The organism is Bacillus sp. FSL K6-1284 (genome assembly GCF_038002625.1).
In the GTDB taxonomy this organism is placed as follows: Bacteria; Bacillota; Bacilli; order Bacillales; family Bacillaceae; genus Bacillus; species Bacillus paralicheniformis.
Genome location: NZ_JBBOCW010000001.1, coordinates 3,717,159 through 3,733,768 on the forward strand (window position 1 = coordinate 3,717,159; position 16,610 = coordinate 3,733,768).

Sequence of the window (16,610 nt, forward strand, 5' to 3'; positions counted from 1 at the left end):
TTTTATGCTTTTATTGTAATTCTCCAATATTTCAATTAACATCGAAGTATCGATTACATTTTAGGAGGAAGTGTCATGACCGTGAATCCGAATATCGCCGAGGTCGCCAAGCTTGTCACCGATCCGTCACGAGCAGCGATTTTAACCGCATTGCTTGATGACCGGTTTTATACAGCTACCGAGCTGGCCGGGTATGCGGGAATCAAACAGCAGACAGCAAGCTTTCACCTTTCCAAACTGCTTGACGCCGAAATGCTGACATGCCGGAAGCAAGGACGGCACCGCTATTACCGGCTCAAAGATGGCAAGGTTGCACAATCGCTGGAAACTCTGCTCAACATAGCCCCCCCTGCTGAAATTCGCTCTTTCCGGCAGTCAGCCGAAGATCGGGCGGTCAGAAAAGCGCGGACATGCTATGATCACTTGGCTGGATCGCTCGGCGTCACACTTGCGGAGCGGCTCGTGGAGATGGGCGTGTTGAAAGAAGAAGAGACGGCTTTTACCGTGACTGAAGCAGGAGAATTATTTTTGAAGGAACTTGGCATCGATGTTGGGGAAGTCAAAAAGAAACGGCGCTCTTTTTGCCATAAATGCCTGGATTGGAGTGAAAGGCGGCATCACATTGCCGGTGCCCTGGGCTCCGCACTGCTCGACGCTTTTATCCGCATGGGCTGGATCGAGCGGCGCCCGCGCACACGGGCCGTTGCAGTCACGCCCGCGGGCGCAAAGGAACTTTACCGCCTATTTCACATTTCCATTGAAAAGAACTGATGAAAAGCAGTTGGTTTTTTCTTCAAATCTTGACTAACATTCCGGGAGTCAAATAGGAAACCGCGGCGATCCGTTCCCGTCCTCGGGTTTCATGGAAAATTTACAATACTATAATGATTTCTGAGCATGTTTTGAGGTACAATTCAATATGATTACAGACGGAATGGAAATGAGGAAATGCGGCTGTTCAATCCCATGAAGGCACATTCTTCATGTTTATGCTATAAAGTCTAAAGATGGGGAGGACTTTATCCGTGAAAAAAATATTATCCACACTTGCGCTTGGGATTGTTCTCGCGCTCGGCTTTCTGGCGGGGAACCTTTTTACAAGCTCAGCTGAAGGGCCGCATGCAGAAAAAGGCAGCACCGTTCAGTCAAATGAGGTCATTAATACGTTTGAAGGTGTTGCCGACTATATCGTGAAATACGGCAGGCTGCCTGACAACTTCATCACAAAAGCCGAAGCGGCAAAATTAGGGTGGGACCCGCAAAAAGGCAATCTCGCAGAAGTAGCGCCTGGAAAAAGCATCGGCGGCGATATCTTTCAAAACAGAGAAAAATTGCTTCCAGATGCGGCCGGACGCGTATGGAGAGAAGCCGACATCAACTATACATCGGGATTCCGGGGGTCAGACCGGATCGTCTATTCCAACGACAGACTGGTTTATAAAACAACTGACCACTATAAAACGTTTACGAGAATGAGATGATCATATGAAACAAGTCACTTTAAACGGAGACAAGATCACGAGCGTATCAGACCTTCACCAAACATTAAAAGAACAGCTGGAGCTTCCGGACTACTATGGCGAAAACCTTGACGCGCTGTGGGATTGTCTGACCGGCTGGGTCGGCATGCCTTTGCTGATCGAGTGGAAGAATATCGAAAAAAGCCGGATTTACTTGGGCGATCAAGCCGAAGCATATTTGCAGCTTTTTCGCGAAGCCGAAGAAACACTGGACGGCTTTCAGCTGAAAACAGAAGGATAAAACAGAAAACGAGCGGGCGCTGCAGACAGGCGTCCGCTTATTTTAATTGATGCACAGTGGTGCTTCAGTCAAAAAATGCTTGAACGAAAATGGTCTGGAAATCTCCGGCGTTCACATCTTCTTTCGTCAAACCGCTTCCGGTTTGCTTTGTGAAGTGATCCTTCGACAAAATTAACTTTCCGTCCTTTGTCAGCTTGGAAGCGAGCGGGTTTTTATTAAAGGGAGACGCTTCCTCATCGAAAATCGCATCCCGCACGCACGCAAGCGCCGCTTCATCGATTGGCGTCAGCGAAAATGCGTAGCCGGTCTGCCACCCCTCTCCCTTATCCATTTCAAGAAGGTAATCTCCTTTATCTGTCTTTGTTTTCCTGATACGGTAAGCTCCTGTTTTTGAGGTGATGGGTTCACCTGAGAACGGAACGGGGGCAAGCGGCAGGTTGATGCCGAATCCAGTATCAAGCAAATAGGTTTCATCGCTTTCCCGCAGAATAACGGCGACATGCGTTCCCGTCAGCGCCCACGCCTGTTCTTTTGGATTAAAAACCGTCCCGCGAACCATGTGTACGGAAAAGCCGAGCTCTGTCAGCACATAGTAAAGAAAAGCGTTCAAATCATAGCATAAACCGCCTCTTTTATTGTTCAGCAAGGCTTCCGTCAGCCCTGTTTTCGTCATCGAAATCCGTTCGTTTCTTAAAACCGCGCTATTTTCAAAAGGAAACTGTAAAGCCAGCAGCGATAAAAATTCGGGCAAGTCAGCAAATGTCACCTGCTGACCGGGCTTGTATCCAATCCTTTTAAACAGCGAATCAAGCATCGTCGTCATCGGTTATTCTCCTTCCGCTTTGAATCGATGAGAAAAAGCCAAACCTCATAAAGGTTTAGCTTTTTTCTCTTGAACATATGCAGTCAATGCAGCAAGAGCATCTTGTTCATCGGATCCGTCGGCGATCAGCGTGACTTCCGATCCGGAGCTGACAGCTAGGCTCATCAGCCCCATGATGCTTTTGGCATTCACTTTTTTATCTCCCTTTTCCAGAAAAATATCTGATTGAAAACGGTTGGCTTCTTGAACAAACAATGCCGCCGGGCGCGCTTGAAGCCCCGTTTTCAAAAGAATTTCCACTTTTTGTTGAACCATACGATCTCCCCCATTCCCTATTTTAAAGAGACAGATTGTCCTGAACGCAGCTGCTCAGCTATTTCATCCAGTTTCCTAAGCCTGTGATTGATGCCCGATTTGCTGATTTTTCCGCTCGACACCATTTCCCCGAGTTCCTTTAAGGTTACTTCCTGATAATCGATGCGGAGCTGGGCGATTTCCCTCAGCTTTTCCGGTAGCGCATCAAGCCCGATTCTTTCGTCGATCAGCTTAATGTTTTCCACCTGCCGCAGAGAAGCGCCGATCGTTTTGTTTAGATTGGCTGTCTCGCAATTGACGAGCCGGTTAACCGAGTTTCTCATATCGCGCACGATCCGGACGTCTTCAAAGCGGAGCAGCGAATTATGCGCGCCGATCACATTCAAAAACTCGGTAATTTTTTCAGCTTCCTTCAGATACGTGATGTATCCTTTTTTCCGCTCAAGCGTTTTGCTGTTTAAATGAAACTGATTCATGAGCCTGCACAATGAATCATTATGCTCTTTATACAGCGAAAAAATTTCGAGGTGGTAAGAAGATGTCTCGGGATTATTGACAGAACCCCCGGCTAAAAAAGCCCCTCTCATATAAGAACGTTTGCAGCAACGTTTTTTGACCAAGTCTTCCGAGATGTTTCTGGCAATGACAAAGTTGTCTCCGAGTATTTTCAGGTCCTCAAGAATCAGCTTGGCATTTTCGATCAGGCGTACGATGTAGACATTGTTTTTTTTCAGTCTCATTTTCTTTCGAACGAGCAGTTCAACGGAAACATCGTATTGTTTCTTCAGCAATGTGTAAATTCTTCTGGCGATGGCCGCGTTCTCGGTCTGGACGTCGAGAACCACTTTTCGGTTTGAGAAAGACAATGAACCGTTCATCCGAATGAGGGCAGAGAGCTCTGCTTTCGCGCAGCAATCTTTTACTTCAAGGTTTGTAAGTTCTTTTTTCGTTTCCGATGCAAATGACATATTATGGACACCCCCATTCCCAGGCCTGCTATTCTTTTAACAAATCAACAAGTAGCGAAGCGACTTTATGTGTATCATGACGGATCACGCCATTCTCGTATGTCACAATCTGATCTTTGATGACCTCAAGCCCCATCGCAGACAGATCATCAATGTTAAACTGGACGGGCTGTGCCTGCTCCTTCGCATAGCGTTCCCGGATATCGTCCGGGATTTCCTCATTGTTGACGAGGATCGTATCGATAAACGGACCGCCCATATGCTGGTTAAGCGCTTTTACATGATCAGCTGCACTGTAGTACAGTGTTTCTCCCGGCTGGGTCATCACATTGCAAATATAAACTTTTTTTGCCGGGGCGTTTAATATTTCTTCCCTTATCTTCGGAACGAGAAGATTCGGCAAGATGCTCGTATACAGGCTTCCCGGGCCGAGAAGAATCAGGTCGGCGCCGCGGATTACATCAATCGTTTCCGGAACGGGTTCGATTTTTTCAGGTGTTAAAAACACCCGTTTAATCCGCTTACCGTAAGACGGTATCGTCGATTCCCCTGATATGATCTGTCCGTCATCCATTTCCGCATGAAGGACAACACTGGTATTGGCCGCGGGCAGAACCCTTCCCCTCACATTTAAAACTTTGCTCATTTCAGTAACGGCGTGAAAGAAATCACCGGTTATATTCGTCATCGCCGCCAAAATCAAATTTCCCAATGAATGGCCGATTAAATCGCCGCCTTTAGAGAAGCGGTGCTGGAACAGATCTTCAACAAGCGGTTCAACATCAGACAGTGCAGCGAGCACATTTCTGATGTCCCCCGGAGGGGGAATTTTAAGCTCATCGCGCAGCCTCCCCGAGCTTCCGCCGTCATCTGCGACCGTCACAATCGCCGTAATGTCAACCGGATGTTGCTTCAATCCTCTGAGCAATACCGAAAGGCCTGTTCCTCCGCCAAAAATTGCGATTTTTTTCTGATCTGCCATGCTATTTTCTGCTTTTCTTCTCGATGTCCCGGTGAGTAACATGAGTATAGTAGTCCTTTTTATAATAATCAGCAAGGTATTCAGCAAGCGTCACCGAGCGATGCTGTCCGCCTGTGCAGCCAATCGCGATGACTAGCTGGCTTTTACCTTCGCGCTTATATGACGGAAGCATAAAGCTCAGCAGCTCGGTCAGTTTTTCAAGAAACTTTTGTGTTTCGTTCCATTTCATCACATACGAAGATACTTCCTGATCTTTTCCCGTCAACGGCCTCATGCTGTCGATATAGTACGGATTCGGAAGAAACCTTACGTCGAACACTAGATCCGCATCGATCGGTAATCCGTATTTAAACCCGAATGACATTACATTCACTGTAAAGGTATGTCCATGATCTGCCGCAAAATGCTGGACAATTTTTTCGCGCAAGTCCCTCGGTTTCATATCGGATGTATCATAAATGATTTGAGAGCGGCCTTTCAACTCTTCGAGAAGCTCCCGTTCCGTTCGGATACCCTCAAGCGGCAGGCCAGTTGTCGCAAGGGGGTGGGACCTTCTTGTCTCTTTATATCTTGAAACGAGAACCAAATCCTTGGCATCTAAAAATAAAATTCGCGGGGTAATCCAGGATGTTTCCCCAATCTCGTCAAGCGCTTCAATCAGGCTGTCAAAAAACTCGCGGCCGCGCAAATCCATAACAAGGGCAACTTTGCTCATTTTTGAACTTGATTCCTTCATCAGCTCCAAAAATTTCGGCAGCAAAGATGGCGGCAGATTATCGACACAGAAAAAACCGAGATCCTCAAAGCTTTGAATCGCCACTGTTTTTCCTGCCCCTGACATTCCGGTTATGATCACAAGCTGTATATCATGGCCTCCATTCGCATTCATGCTTCTCTCCCCCTCTTATGTTTATTCGCCTTGCGGGTCGAGGCGATAGGACAGCAATTCAAAGTCAGGCGTATACGTAAAGGTGCCGTGAAGCAGTCCTTTGCCTTTCAGCATAAAATCCAGAATATGGACGTCTCCCGGCGCCATCGGCAGGCTCCCGACGTCTGCCGCCTGATGCCACTCGATGATGCCTTCTTCCGATTCTTCTACATGTTTGCCTGTATAATGATCGGCGACGAATGTGAACATCATCCATTCAGATACGACCTGATCATTTTCTTTTATGATAAAGGTGAATATCCCTTTCAGCTGCGGGTTCAGCACATACAAGCCCGTCTCTTCGCGGTATTCCCTGATGACGGCGTCCCTGACGGTTTCCCCGCTTTCCATTTTGCCGCCGGGGGCTACCCACCAGCCTCGTCTGGGCTTTTGCAGCAACAGGACTTTATCACCTGAAGTCAGCACACAATTCGTCACTCTTTGCAAAGTCTGTCACCCATCCTTTTAGTCCTTCAATTCTTTTTTCTATTATACCGCTTCCTGTCCCGGCTCACAATGAACATGCAGTTCCGCCGCGAAAATCGCTTTTTTCCGGACTGCTTTAAAGCTTTTCCAGGGTAAACCTTAAAGAAACGGCTTTTTCAGCGAATGGAAGCGCTTGCGAAAACCGTTCTTTCATTCTATTTTACAGCAAAAATAGACGTTTCAATATTGAAATTTGAACAACTTGTGAAATTTGTAAAAATTTCTCTTTGTGGAAAAATAAAACAAAAAAAGGACACGGATAAGATCATCCGTGCCAATAAAATTCATTATAAAAGGGGGTCAATTACTATACCCATCATAACGAATAATTGTTTCACTGGTGTTACAGGGCGGTTAAATCATGATGACGATAAAAATACGTTATTTTACAGCCTTTTCTTTCTCTTTCAGCTCTTCGATATAGTGCTGAACGCTCTGTGCGGCAATGCTTCCGTCGCCTGTTGCCGTTACGATTTGGCGAAGGGTTTTCTCGCGGATATCGCCCGCTGCAAAAATACCTTCAACTTTTGTTTCCATCTGTTCATTTGTCACGATGTAGCCCTCTTCATTTGTAATGCCGAGGTTTTTGAACGGCTCTGAAAGCGGCAGCATGCCGATGTAGATAAAGACGCCGTCAGTCAGGAACTCTTCTTCTTCGCCTGTGACCGTATCGACCAGCGTTACTTTACCGACCTTTCCGTCTTTTTCATGAATTTCCTTGACCGTCTTGTTCCAGAGAAAGTCGACTTTTTCGTTGTCAAACGCGCGCGCCTGTAGGATGCTTTGCGCTCTCAGCTTATCGCGGCGGTGGACGATCGTGACTTTCGAAGCGAAACGGGTTAAGTACACGCCTTCTTCAACAGCGGAGTCCCCTCCTCCGACAACGACGAGCTCTTTGTTTTTAAAGAATGCGCCGTCACAAACCGCACAATAAGATACACCGCGGCCGCCAAGCTCTTTTTCGCCAGGTACGCCGAGCTTCTTATATTCGGCGCCTGCTGTGATGATGACCGCACGCGCTTTAAATTCTTTTGATCCCGCTTTGACGATCTTGTAGTCTCCTTCATCGACGACTTCTTTTATATCGCCATACGCATACTCAGCGCCGAACTTTTTCGCATGTTCAAACATTTTATTTGAAAGCTCTGGTCCCAGAATGCTTTCAAATCCCGGATAGTTTTCGACATCCTCCGTATTGGCCATCTGTCCGCCCGGAACGCCTCTTTCAACCATCAAAGTCGACAGGTTCGCCCTTGACGTATAAACGGCTGCCGTCATTCCCGCAGGACCTGCTCCGATAATAATGACGTCATACATCTTTTCTTCTGACACAATGTTCACTCCTTCATGAATCTTATGCTGTCAAGCAGTCCATTTCTGTTAAATAAGATTCCCTTCTTATATCTTCCTTACCCATATCCTATAAAATATCATGAATAATCGCTATTTTTTTGCTCACATAATAAAACAGGCTGAACAGTGAAGTTCACACCTGTTTCTATAGATGTTCTTTTAATGTACGTTCATACTTTGAAAGCGTTCCGGGCGAGATATGGAAGATTTTTGCGGTTTCAGCTTTTGTCAGCCGCTCCTGATGCTCGGTCTTCCAAATGTAATAGATCGCCGCGGCAAGCCCGCCGGCATTTTTCAGCTGAAGGCCGTAAGCCCTGATCTGCTGAATGACATGAAAAATCCAAAAGCACATGGCCTCCTGTTCCATCGCTGACTGATCCGCTTGTTCAATCGCTTTCGCAGTTCTGTAAGCAAGAAGTGCGTCTTTTGAATCAACGGCTGCACTGCTTTCCCCGTAAAGCACAAGCCTGACAAACTGATCTTCAAACGGCGTTTTTGCCATCTGTGAATCAAGCACCGCTTTCAGCTGGGCTTTTTCCCCTTTTCTTCCGCTGATATAGTACGCGGCAAGGCGCTCCTCAAGCGGCCGCTGGACAGGTTTCTTTTCCTTCCGTTCTTTCCACGGCTCCATGCGGGCGTCATCCGGATACTCTTCCTGCATCTTTTTCCATACAGACCGGGCAAATTGAGCGCGGCCGGTGTAGTAAGCTGAGCAGGCGAGCCAGTAATAAAAGGTCTCATCCCCTTCAAATCCCATGCGGTAGAGTGATTTCAGCCATTTATAGCCGAGATCGTATCTGCCGACGAGGGACAGCGTGGCGCCGAGCTTATACCTTTGCTCAAACAGCATCGGATAAACATTGGAAAGCTGTTCGGAAAGCGCCTCGACCTTATCGTCCCGTCGTTCATAGTGATAAAAAATAAGAAGATTGCAAAGCGCATGCAGGTTTCCATGGCTTTTTTCCAAGACCGAAAAAATCGTCGTTTTGGCTTTCTGAATGTCTCCGGCATAAAAATATGCCAGTGCAAGGTTGTTGTAAGCTGACCAAAACTCGGGGTAATCGGAAGTGATTTCTTCAAGCATCACGATCGATTCCTGAAGCTGTCCATTTTCCAGCAGTGATTTCGCCCGATCCTGTTTCAGAATCAAGTCGTCCTGATCAAACTGCGAATAGCCCTCATCTTCCTCTCCCATATCCAATAAATCAAGGAGCTCCGCATTTTCCTCGCTGAACTCGCCGTCCGGGTCTTCTTTTAAATAAGTCTCCGCTGCTTTATAGGCTTCGTGAAAAAGGCCGAGGTGCGCATAGTTGTTGGCTTTAAAATAATAACATTCAGTCATTTTTTCGTTGATGTTCGTCAGGATAAAGTCCAAAAGTTCATTTGATTGCTGGTAAAATCCCATTTCAGTGTAAATAACAGCAAGTTGGGACAGCATTCCCGTGTTTTCCGGTTCAAGAAAAATCGCTCTCTGAATGAGCTTGCTTGCGCGGGATAAATTGCGTTCTCTATATGCTTTGAGCCCTTTATGATAAAAATATTGCCCATCTTGGAACAGTTGGACAATTCTCGAATCTTTATGGTGTTCAGAAGTGTACTTTCCCACAGATACCCTCCATTTCAAACTATATACCGTGAGTAGTATAACATAGTTTCCAGCAGGCTTAATAGGCCAAAAACAAGTTTCGAGAAAATTCTCTTCATTTTCCACATATGGTTTTTTCACCATTTTATTCCTGACGTTTGGAGCACTGGAGCGCATAGGGCTTTCAGAAGGTTCAAGGTAGGTTTTATATCGGAAGTACGCTTCTTATTTTAACCAGGGCAAAATCTTTTTTTAGCACTAGATAGTGACGAATATACGTTCCCATTGTATGATCATAGAAAGGGGGTTCATCATGTGAAAAAAAGCGGATCAATACAATTGAAGCATTTCTCGGAAGAACATTCAGCTGCGCTTCTCGAATTCGAGCTTCCTGAAGAACAGCATCGATTTACCGCGTTGCCGAAAGAGGTTTTAAAACAGACGGACGGTCAGTTTCCAATCGTAATTTTAAACGAAGGCGAACCCGTCGGATTTTTTATCCTGCATGCGACCGAGAGGGTAAAAGACTATTCGGACAACCCGGACGCCATGCTGTTAACGGCGCTATCCATCGACAGAAAGCACCAGGGAAAAGGTTTTGCAAAAGAAGGAATGCTCAAGCTTCCTGCATTTGTCGCCAAGGAGTTCACCCATTGTCATGAAATCGTGCTGGTTGTGAACGTGAAAAACACCGCGGCCCAGCACCTGTATGTGAAAGCCGGATTTGCAGACACAGGGGAAAGAAAAATGGGGCCGATCGGAGAGCAAATCGTAATGAAATTAAACACGGGAAAACACCCAAAAGGCAGTTAGCTTTTTGGGTGTAAGCAATGCGCTTATGATTCAGAGCCTTCATAGCGCTCTTTCAGGACGCCAAGCACATCATCAAGCGGCAGGGACTGCTCCCTCAACAAAACGAGCAGATGGTAAAGAAGGTCAGCCGCTTCCCATCTCAGCTCTTCAGAATCCCGGTTTTTTGCAGCGATAATGACTTCCGCCGCTTCTTCGCCAACCTTCTTCAAAATCTTGTCAACGCCTTCACGGAACAAATATGTCGTATATGCGCCTTCAGGCATTTCAGCCTGCCGTTTAGCAATCACCGTTTCAAGTTCATTGATGATGTCAAAGCGGCCGCCATCAGTCTGTCTGATATGTTCGCCGGGCGAAAAACAGCTGTAGCTTCCTGTATGACAGGCCGGTCCCGCCGGTTCGACCAGCACGATGAGCGCATCCTGATCACAGTCAAGCCTGATGTCTATCACACGCTGAATGTTTCCTGACGTCGCTCCCTTATGCCAGAGCTCTCCTCGCGATCTGCTGAAAAACCATGTCTCCTTCGTTTCCAGCGTTTTTTCAAACGATTCTTTGTTCATATAAGCAAGTGTCAGCACTTCCTTGCTCGCTGCATCCTGGACAATCGCCGGGATCAAGCCGGCTTCATTAAATGTCAACTCGTCTGCCTTGATCATCTTACATTCACCCCGCGCTCTTTTAAATAAGCTTTTACTTCTTTTACAGATGTTTCTTTGTAATGAAAGATAGATGCGGCAAGAGCCGCGTCCGCCCGTCCTTCTGCAAGTGTATCATACATGTGGCCCGCATGACCTGCGCCTCCGGATGCAATGACGGGGACTGAAACAGCTTCTGACACAAGCTTTGTGAGCCTGCAGTCAAATCCGTTCTTTTCTCCGTCTGCATCCATGCTTGTCAGCAGGATTTCACCGGCTCCCCGCTGAACGGCTTCCTTCGCCCATGAGACGGCCTCAAGGTCCGTCTTTTTACGTCCGCCGTGTGTATAAACATAATACTGATCAGCTTCCGGATCGAATTTTGCATCAATCGCGACGACAATGCATTGAGAACCGAAAAAGTCAGCGCCTTCCGTTATCAGCTCCGGACGGAGAACGGCAGCCGTATTAACGGAAACTTTGTCGGCGCCGGCCCGCAGGATCGTTTTCATATCATCCAAACGATTGATGCCGCCGCCGACGGTAAATGGGATCGCCAGCTTGGCCGCCACTCTTTCAACGACGTCAACCATCGTTTTTCTCCCCTCGTGGGATGCCGAGATATCGAGAAAAACAAGCTCATCGGCGCCTTCACGATCATATACTTCAGCCAGCTCAACGGGATCGCCGGCATCTTTCAAGTCAACAAACTGCACACCTTTGACAACGCGGCCGTCTTTTACGTCCAAACACGGGATAATTCGTTTTGTGATCACTTTGCCGCCACCCTTTCAAGCGCTTCAGCCACGGTAAATTGATTGGTATACAGCGCTTTTCCGACAATGGCGCCAGAGACGCCTTCCACAGTCCGGGAAGCGAGCGCCTCAAGATCGGCGAGAGAGCTGACACCGCCGGAGGCAATGACTTGTTTGCCGGTTGCCCTGGCAAGCTCCACTGTACTGCTGATATTCGGTCCTGACAGCATTCCGTCAGTCGCAATGTCGGTAAAGATAAAAACTTCCGCACCTTCATTCGCAAGCTCGAGGCCAAGCTCTTCCGCTCTAACGGAGGAGGTCTCAAGCCATCCTTCAGTCGAAACAAATCCGTCTCTTGCGTCAAGACCGATTGCGATATGCCGGCCGTAAGCTTTCAGCATGTTTTTGACAAACTCGGGATTTGATACGGCCGAGCTGCCTAAGATCACCCTTTCAACACCTTGCGACAAGTAGTCATATACGTCTTTTTCGGTTCTGATGCCGCCGCCGACCTGCACTTTAACGTTGAGTTCATCAGCAATGCTTATGACGTGTCTGTCGTTCACTTTTTTGCCTTCTCTTGCCCCGTCCAAATCGACAAGATGAATCCAGTCTGCCCCCGCTTCAGCAAACCGGGAGGCCATATCCAGAGGGGAATGACCGTAAATCGTTTCTTTTTCATAATCTCCCTGGATGAGCCTGACGCATTTGCCTTTTCTCATGTCAATGGCAGGGTATACAGTAAACTCGCTCATTTTTTCACCTTCTGTTCTTGTGTAAGCTGCTTGAAACGCTTTAAGATCGACATGCCGACCGCACTGCTTTTTTCCGGATGAAACTGGGCGCCGTATACATTGCCAAAACCGACGACAGCAGGCACACGCACACCGTATTCGGCGCTGGCAAGCAAAGCTTCCTCTTCGATTCCGCAGACATAATACGAATGAACGAAATACGCATACCCTTCTTTCGTCTTTGGTAAAAGCGGAGAGTCGCGGTGGACCGTGAGAAGATTCCAGCCCATGTGAGGCACTTTTAAGCGATCTCCCGCTTGGTCACGGTCTTTCAGTTTAACGATTTTTCCTTTCAAAAGGCCGAGTCCTTTTGACGCCCCGCGTTCTTCGCTTTCTTCAAATAACAGCTGCATACCGAGGCATATGCCGAGAAGAGGTTTTCCTTCACTTACGGCATCTTGAATAAATGTTTTCAGGCCGGTCTGGCTTAAAGTCTCCATCGCATCCCGAAAAGCGCCGACTCCCGGAAGGATATAGCTGTCCGCTTTCTTAAGTTCATCCGGATGCTCGGAGACGAAATAAGGGGCATCGATCCGTTCAAGCGCTTTAGAGACGCTGTACAGGTTTCCCATTCCGTAATCTATGACACCGATCATTTACAGCATTCCTTTCGTTGACGGAATTCCTTTAACCCGCGGATCGATCAATGTCGCTTCATCAAGCGCACGTCCCAGCGCTTTAAAAATCGCCTCGATCATGTGGTGAGTATTCGTACCGTAATGAACGATGACATGAAGATTCATTCGCGCTTCCAGCGCAAACTTCCACAAAAATTCATGGACAAGCTCTGTATCAAAGGTTCCGACTTTCCGGCTCGGGAATTCGGCTCTGAACTCGAGGTGCGGCCTGTTGCTCAGATCAATCGCAACCTGGGCGAGAGCTTCATCCATCGGCACTATGCTCGAACCGTAGCGTTTGATTCCTTGTTTATCTCCGAGCGCTTCCAAAAGCGCCTGTCCGAGACAAATTCCGATATCTTCCGTCGTATGGTGGTCGTCGATTTCAACATCGCCTTTCGCTTCAACTGAAAGGTCAAACTGCCCGTGTTTTGTAAATAAATCGAGCATATGCGTCATAAACGGGACATCCGTTTGAATATCCGCTTTCCCTTCTCCGTCAATATGAAAGGATAATTTAATATCAGTTTCATTGGTTTTTCTTGCCCGTTCGGCTTTTCTCATCAGTCTTCCTCCCGGTTTCTGGATTCAATTGCTCTTGCATGGGCTTCAAGCCCTTCCAATCTAGCAAAGGCCGCAATGCTCTCGGCATTTTCGCGGAATGCATCCCTGCTGTAGGAAATGATGCTGGAGCGCTTTTGGAAGTCGTTCACATTTAGCGGGCTTGAAAATCTGGCTGTGCCGTTAGTCGGCAGAACATGATTAGGGCCCGCAAAATAATCTCCCACCGGCTCTGAACTGTAGCGGCCCAGGAAAATGGCGCCCGCGTGTTTGATTTGTCCGAGCAGGGCGTCAGGCTGAGCTGTTAAAATTTCCAAATGTTCAGGAGCGAGCTCATTGATGACGGAAACAGCTTCATGCATCGTCTTTGTAACATAGATCAAACCGTGGTTGTCAATCGACTGCCGTGTAATCTCTTTTCTTGGAAGATGCTCGAGCTGTTCGTAAACCTCTTTTAAAACAGATTCGGCAAGCGGCTTTGAGTCGGTGACAAGAATGCTCGCTGCCATCGCATCATGCTCAGCCTGTGAAAGTAGATCAGCAGCGATTTCCCGGTAGTTTGCCGTACTATCAGCGAGAATGGCGATTTCACTTGGGCCCGCGATCATATCAATATCAACCTGGCCGAATACTTCCCGTTTAGCCAAGGCGACATAAATATTTCCAGGTCCTGTGATTTTATCGACGGGGGAAATGGTTTCTGTTCCGTAAGCCAATGCGGCAATCGCCTGAGCGCCGCCCATTTTGTAAATCTCTGTGACGCCAAGCTCAGCCGCAGCCGCCAGTACTCCCGCCGACAATTTGCCGTCTTTTCCCGGAGGTGAGGCAAGGGCGATGCGATCGACACCGGCAACAAGCGCCGGAATAACATTCATCAGAACGGATGATGGGTAAGCAGCCGTTCCGCCGGGCACGTACACTCCCGCTGAATCCAGGGGCGTGATTTTCTGGCCGAGCATCGTTCCGTCCTTGCGGTGGTAAAACCATGATGATGCGAGCTGCCGCTCATGATATTCTTTAATGTTAAAAATCGCCGCCCGAATAATCTCGAGATCACGTTCATTGAGCGTGATGTATGCTTCCTTGATTTCCTCTTCAGAAACGCGAAAGTCGGCCACATCCGCTCCGTCAAATTGTCTTGTGAATGCGGAAACTGCTGAATTCCCGTACTTTTTCACTTCATCGATAATGCCGCGGACCGCTTTTCTTTGCTCTTCCGTTCCGGCGTCAATGGTGCGCTTTAGGGAAACCGACGTATTTCCGCTGATGGTTTTGATCTTCATTTTACTTTTTCACCTTCCACAATAAGAGAAAGTTTTGAAGCCATTTCATCGATGACTGCGTCTTTCATTCGGTAGCTGACAGGATTTACGATGAAACGTGACGTGATGTCGCAAATTTTTTCGGTTTCAACCAGCCCGTTTTCCCTTAAAGTCTGTCCTGTTGATACGATATCAACGATTCGGCCGGCAAGTCCGATTAAGGGAGCGAGTTCAATCGAACCGTTGAGCTTGATGATTTCCACTTGTTCTCCCTGCTCCCTGAAGTAGCTTGACGCGACATTTGGATACTTGGTCGCAACCCGGGGCGCAACGTTGTCGGCCGCCGTCTCTGGCAGGCCGGCTACGGCAAGACGGCATTTGCTGATGTTTAAATCAAGAACCTCGTAGACATCGCGTTCTTCTTCCAGCAGCACATCTTTGCCGGCGATTCCGACATCGGCCACCCCGTGCTCGACATATGTTGTGACATCCATCGGCTTGGCGAGGATAAAGCGAAGGTTCTCTTCAGGCACCTGAATGATCAGTTTTCTCGAATCATCGAATTCTTCAGGGAGCTGATAGCCTGCTTTTCGAAGCATATCGGCAGCTTCTTCAAATATCCGCCCTTTCGGCATCGCAATCGTCAATTCCTTACCCATGCTTCTCTTCCTTTCTGGCCCCGATAAAATAGGTCACGTTTTGAAAAGACTTTGTCATTTGGTCAATATCTCCGATTCCCGCTAAGTCCTGTATAACGACTTTTTTGCCCTTTCTTCGCTCTTCTTCGGCAAATTTGATCGCCTCTTTTCTTTGTTCCGTGCTGAAGATGACGACATCGATTTTTTCTTGCTCTTCCGCCGGCTTCAATGCTTCTAGCAGCCTGTCAGTCCTGATGCCGAAACCGGTTGCCGGAGCGGGTGAGTCGAAGCGGCCGAGAAGCTGGTCGTATCTGCCGCCGTTTCCGATCGGAAAGCCGACGTTTTCAGCATAGATTTCAAACAAAACACCCGTATAGTAGCTCATATGGCTGACCATGCCTAAATCAAGTTTAATGTCGTCCGTGCAACCATAGTCGCCGAGTGTCTCCCAAAGCGTCTTCAGTTCTGAAACCGCGCGTTTTCCTTTTTCAGAATCGATGATCGATGCCGCCTTGCCGCACGTTTCAATACCGCCTCTCAGCTCCAAAAGCTCGAGCAGCCTGCTTTTATCAATTGAGGATAAATTGAGGGATTTTACATGCTCCCGGTAGCCGACATAGTTCTTTTCGTATAAATAGCGCCGCAGGACATGAGCCCTTTCTTCATTTCCTAAAACCTCCACAAACAAAGCATCTGAAATTCCGACATGGCCGATCGAGATTTTAAATGAAGTCAGGCCGGCATTTTTAAGCGAAAAAATGACGAGTGCAATCACTTCTGCGTCAGCGCTTGTAGATCCATCGCCGATCAGTTCGACGCCGACTTGCTCAAATTCGGCGGCACGTCCGCCTTCACGTTCCTGTGCCCTGAACACATTTGCAGCATAGCCCACTCTAAGCGGGTGATCATCTTTATGAAGCTTTGAGGCCGCCACCCTTGCGATCGGGGCCGTCATATCAGGTCTTAACACGAGCGTCTGCCCCTCCTGATCAAGGAGTTTAAATAACTGCTGATCCAATATGGCCGACTGCACACCGACCGTATCATAAAATTCAAGGGCCGGTGTCTCCATGAACTGATACCCCCACAAAGCCATCACCTCTGTTAATGAAGAGCGCACCTTTTTCTTTGTTTCGTAAAGCACAGGCAGCGTATCCCGCATGCCATGCGGTTTTTCAAACATAAACATCTACACTTGCACCCCCATAACTGTTTGAAGGAAAATTCCGAATCCTTTAGTTCGCTAATATGATAATATGCTAACAGATAAAAGAATCAAAATCAACAGCCGCTCTTAAAATAGACTACGGACCGTATGGGAAATGATAACTTTT

At 47.7% G+C, this 16,610-nt stretch carries 20 protein-coding genes; 4 read left to right on the plus strand and 16 right to left on the minus strand.

Annotated elements, in window-relative coordinates; translation table 11 throughout:
• Window positions 1-75 precede the first annotated feature (75 nt).
• The 3 genes from MHB72_RS19075 (at window position 76) to MHB72_RS19085 (ending at window position 1,761) form a co-directional block, all read left to right on the plus strand.
• Window positions 76-771, plus strand: coding sequence for an ArsR/SmtB family transcription factor (locus MHB72_RS19075; protein ID WP_048350579.1), 696 nt, complete (start codon window positions 76-78; stop codon window positions 769-771).
• 254 nt (window positions 772-1,025) lie between these two features.
• Entirely contained in the window at window positions 1,026-1,481 is a 456-nt protein-coding gene (locus MHB72_RS19080; protein WP_026580150.1) for a ribonuclease, read from the plus strand.
• 4 nt (window positions 1,482-1,485) lie between these two features.
• Complete coding sequence (locus tag MHB72_RS19085; RefSeq protein WP_020453055.1) at window positions 1,486-1,761, plus strand: barstar family protein; 276 nt, start codon at window positions 1,486-1,488, stop codon at window positions 1,759-1,761.
• Window positions 1,762-1,825: 64 nt separating this feature from the next.
• Here the strand turns inward: MHB72_RS19085 and MHB72_RS19090 are convergent, their stop codons facing one another.
• The 8 genes from MHB72_RS19090 to MHB72_RS19125 form a co-directional block, all read right to left on the minus strand.
• A complete protein-coding gene (locus MHB72_RS19090; RefSeq protein WP_340903643.1) occupies window positions 1,826-2,584 on the minus strand; it encodes an arylamine N-acetyltransferase family protein in 759 nt (252 codons plus the stop codon).
• 45 nt (window positions 2,585-2,629) lie between these two features.
• Window positions 2,630-2,899, minus strand: coding sequence for an HPr family phosphocarrier protein (locus tag MHB72_RS19095; RefSeq protein WP_020453057.1), 270 nt, complete (start codon window positions 2,897-2,899; stop codon window positions 2,630-2,632).
• A gap of 17 nt (window positions 2,900-2,916) precedes the next feature.
• Window positions 2,917-3,867 carry a DNA-binding protein WhiA gene (gene whiA / locus MHB72_RS19100; RefSeq protein ID WP_020453058.1) on the minus strand — a complete coding sequence of 317 codons (951 nt, stop codon included), beginning with the start codon at window positions 3,865-3,867 and terminating at the stop codon, window positions 2,917-2,919.
• Window positions 3,868-3,895: 28 nt separating this feature from the next.
• Window positions 3,896-4,849 (minus strand): gluconeogenesis factor YvcK family protein, encoded by a 954-nt coding sequence (locus MHB72_RS19105; RefSeq protein ID WP_023856351.1) that lies wholly within the window; start codon window positions 4,847-4,849, stop codon window positions 3,896-3,898.
• A gap of 1 nt (window position 4,850) precedes the next feature.
• A complete protein-coding gene (rapZ, locus tag MHB72_RS19110; protein WP_020453060.1) occupies window positions 4,851-5,738 on the minus strand; it encodes an RNase adapter RapZ in 888 nt (295 codons plus the stop codon).
• A gap of 21 nt (window positions 5,739-5,759) precedes the next feature.
• Window positions 5,760-6,224 (minus strand): 8-oxo-dGTP diphosphatase, encoded by a 465-nt coding sequence (locus MHB72_RS19115; protein ID WP_026580154.1) that lies wholly within the window; start codon window positions 6,222-6,224, stop codon window positions 5,760-5,762.
• A gap of 420 nt (window positions 6,225-6,644) precedes the next feature.
• Window positions 6,645-7,595 carry a thioredoxin-disulfide reductase gene (gene trxB / locus MHB72_RS19120; RefSeq protein ID WP_039073038.1) on the minus strand — a complete coding sequence of 317 codons (951 nt, stop codon included), beginning with the start codon at window positions 7,593-7,595 and terminating at the stop codon, window positions 6,645-6,647.
• Window positions 7,596-7,761: 166 nt separating this feature from the next.
• Entirely contained in the window at window positions 7,762-9,222 is a 1,461-nt protein-coding gene (locus MHB72_RS19125) for a tetratricopeptide repeat protein (RefSeq protein ID WP_039073039.1), read from the minus strand.
• Between the two features lie 294 nt (window positions 9,223-9,516).
• Here MHB72_RS19125 and MHB72_RS19130 point away from each other — a divergent pair, with 294 nt between their 5' ends.
• Complete coding sequence (locus MHB72_RS19130) at window positions 9,517-10,014, plus strand: GNAT family N-acetyltransferase (RefSeq protein WP_144497820.1); 498 nt, start codon at window positions 9,517-9,519, stop codon at window positions 10,012-10,014.
• A 23-nt stretch (window positions 10,015-10,037) separates the two neighbouring features.
• Here MHB72_RS19130 and hisIE read toward each other — a convergent pair whose 3' ends face one another.
• The 8 genes from hisIE to MHB72_RS19170 are packed head-to-tail and all read right to left on the minus strand — an operon-like array spanning window position 10,038 to window position 16,465.
• Window positions 10,038-10,670 carry a bifunctional phosphoribosyl-AMP cyclohydrolase/phosphoribosyl-ATP diphosphatase HisIE gene (gene hisIE / locus MHB72_RS19135; protein ID WP_105979691.1) on the minus strand — a complete coding sequence of 211 codons (633 nt, stop codon included), beginning with the start codon at window positions 10,668-10,670 and terminating at the stop codon, window positions 10,038-10,040.
• Window positions 10,667-11,425, minus strand: coding sequence for an imidazole glycerol phosphate synthase subunit HisF (hisF, locus tag MHB72_RS19140; protein WP_216919447.1), 759 nt, complete (start codon window positions 11,423-11,425; stop codon window positions 10,667-10,669). The genes hisIE and hisF overlap by 4 nt, the downstream gene beginning before the upstream one ends.
• The gene (gene hisA, locus MHB72_RS19145) at window positions 11,422-12,159 is read right to left on the minus strand and encodes a 1-(5-phosphoribosyl)-5-[(5-phosphoribosylamino)methylideneamino]imidazole-4-carboxamide isomerase (RefSeq protein ID WP_105979687.1); all 738 of its coding nucleotides are present in this window, start codon (window positions 12,157-12,159) and stop codon (window positions 11,422-11,424) included. Before hisA ends, hisF begins: the two co-directional genes overlap by 4 nt.
• Window positions 12,156-12,794: an imidazole glycerol phosphate synthase subunit HisH gene (hisH, locus tag MHB72_RS19150; protein ID WP_039073040.1), complete on the minus strand. Its 639-nt coding sequence runs from the start codon at window positions 12,792-12,794 to the stop codon at window positions 12,156-12,158. Before hisH ends, hisA begins: the two co-directional genes overlap by 4 nt.
• A complete protein-coding gene (gene hisB, locus MHB72_RS19155; protein ID WP_023856359.1) occupies window positions 12,795-13,379 on the minus strand; it encodes an imidazoleglycerol-phosphate dehydratase HisB in 585 nt (194 codons plus the stop codon).
• On the minus strand, window positions 13,379-14,659 hold the full coding sequence (gene hisD, locus MHB72_RS19160; protein ID WP_096748340.1) for a histidinol dehydrogenase: 1,281 nt from the start codon (window positions 14,657-14,659) through the stop codon (window positions 13,379-13,381). Before hisD ends, hisB begins: the two co-directional genes overlap by 1 nt.
• Window positions 14,656-15,297 (minus strand): ATP phosphoribosyltransferase, encoded by a 642-nt coding sequence (gene hisG / locus MHB72_RS19165; RefSeq protein WP_023856361.1) that lies wholly within the window; start codon window positions 15,295-15,297, stop codon window positions 14,656-14,658. The genes hisD and hisG overlap by 4 nt, the downstream gene beginning before the upstream one ends.
• Complete coding sequence (locus MHB72_RS19170) at window positions 15,290-16,465, minus strand: ATP phosphoribosyltransferase regulatory subunit (RefSeq protein WP_023856362.1); 1,176 nt, start codon at window positions 16,463-16,465, stop codon at window positions 15,290-15,292. Before MHB72_RS19170 ends, hisG begins: the two co-directional genes overlap by 8 nt.
• Window positions 16,466-16,610 lie beyond the last annotated feature (145 nt).